The sequence below is a fragment of the Methanobrevibacter millerae genome (assembly GCF_900103415.1).
Lineage (GTDB): Archaea > Methanobacteriota > Methanobacteria > Methanobacteriales > Methanobacteriaceae > Methanocatella > Methanocatella millerae.
In genome coordinates, this window is sequence record NZ_FMXB01000047.1 from 1 (window position 1) to 1,158 (window position 1,158).

Here is a 1,158-nt window from a genome sequence, read left to right on the forward strand (position 1 = left end):
TCACAATTTATCTCTGAGACATCAATTTCACCAGACATCAATTTAGGTAATAAAAGATCTCTAATTCTTTCTAAATTATTTATCATGGATTTATTATAGTTAATTACATCATAATAAGTATCATAAATATTGTTAAACTTATTAATTAAATCCTTTGGTGGATAGGCTATTTTTATAATTGAGAAATCTTTATAATTTAATGTTTGTCTTACGGAACCTGATGATAAAGTAATTACCCATTGATTAAATCTTTTTGATTTGATGAACATATTCATGAAATTTTCGTATCCTTCTTCGACTTTGAAAGCAACATAAACAGGACTTACACAACCATCATAATCAAAATCATTTCTTCCAATAGAACCAATATTAATTCTTGCAGGATTATAAGCAAACTCTTTTTGTTTAACAACAATATATTTTTCAATAGATTTACTAAAAACTTGTTTATCAAAATATTCTTCTGATAAAATCAAATTTCCTGTATTTACTGCAGAAAATACTTTATAATTATTTTTTCCGACCTTTTCTTTAATTTGTGTAGTTACTTCCCCTAAAGTCTTTAAATTCCATTCTTTTGGAATCAAACCAATTTCACATTCTTCTAAACTTTTTTTAGGAAAATCATCATAATATACAAACATTGAATAGTATAAAGCTTCGATTTGTGAGGTTAAATTTTTATTTATTCTTATATTGGTTTCAATTTTATCATCAATTGTTGATAATATATTTATAATTTTCAGTCGCTCCTTTTGATATTCTAAATTAGGAATTGGAAAATCTAAACGATATAATGTTTCTGTTCTCAGACTAGGTATTGATGTCCCTTCATTATATCTGCTGAAATCAATTAATGACATCAAATAATAAAGAAATCTTGGAATTACAATATATTATTAACTTCAGTATAAAATAATGTATCAACAGTCCAAAATGGTTCCTCAATATATCTTACTTTTTCAATTGATCCTTTTCTTCCTATTAAAACAGAAGGTTTATCATAAAGATATTCTTTTGAATATCCCATTAAACCACCAGTACCAAAAATGGGATATTTTCCATTTTCATCATCTTGAACTTTTTTCTGATTCTTCCCATATTTTATTTTAACTAAATCACTTAATGAATAATATTTAAAATTTAAACTCAAATTTA

General features: G+C 24.5%; 2 protein-coding genes. Both read right to left on the reverse strand.

What is annotated here, in order from left to right; genetic code table 11:
- The coding region (locus tag F3G70_RS11920; RefSeq protein ID WP_262492231.1) for a restriction endonuclease subunit S at nucleotides 1-863 on the reverse strand (863 nt) is incomplete at its 3' end.
- A gap of 23 nt (nucleotides 864-886) precedes the next feature.
- The coding region (locus tag F3G70_RS12470; RefSeq protein ID WP_262492232.1) for a restriction endonuclease subunit S at nucleotides 887-1,158 on the reverse strand (272 nt) is incomplete at its 5' end.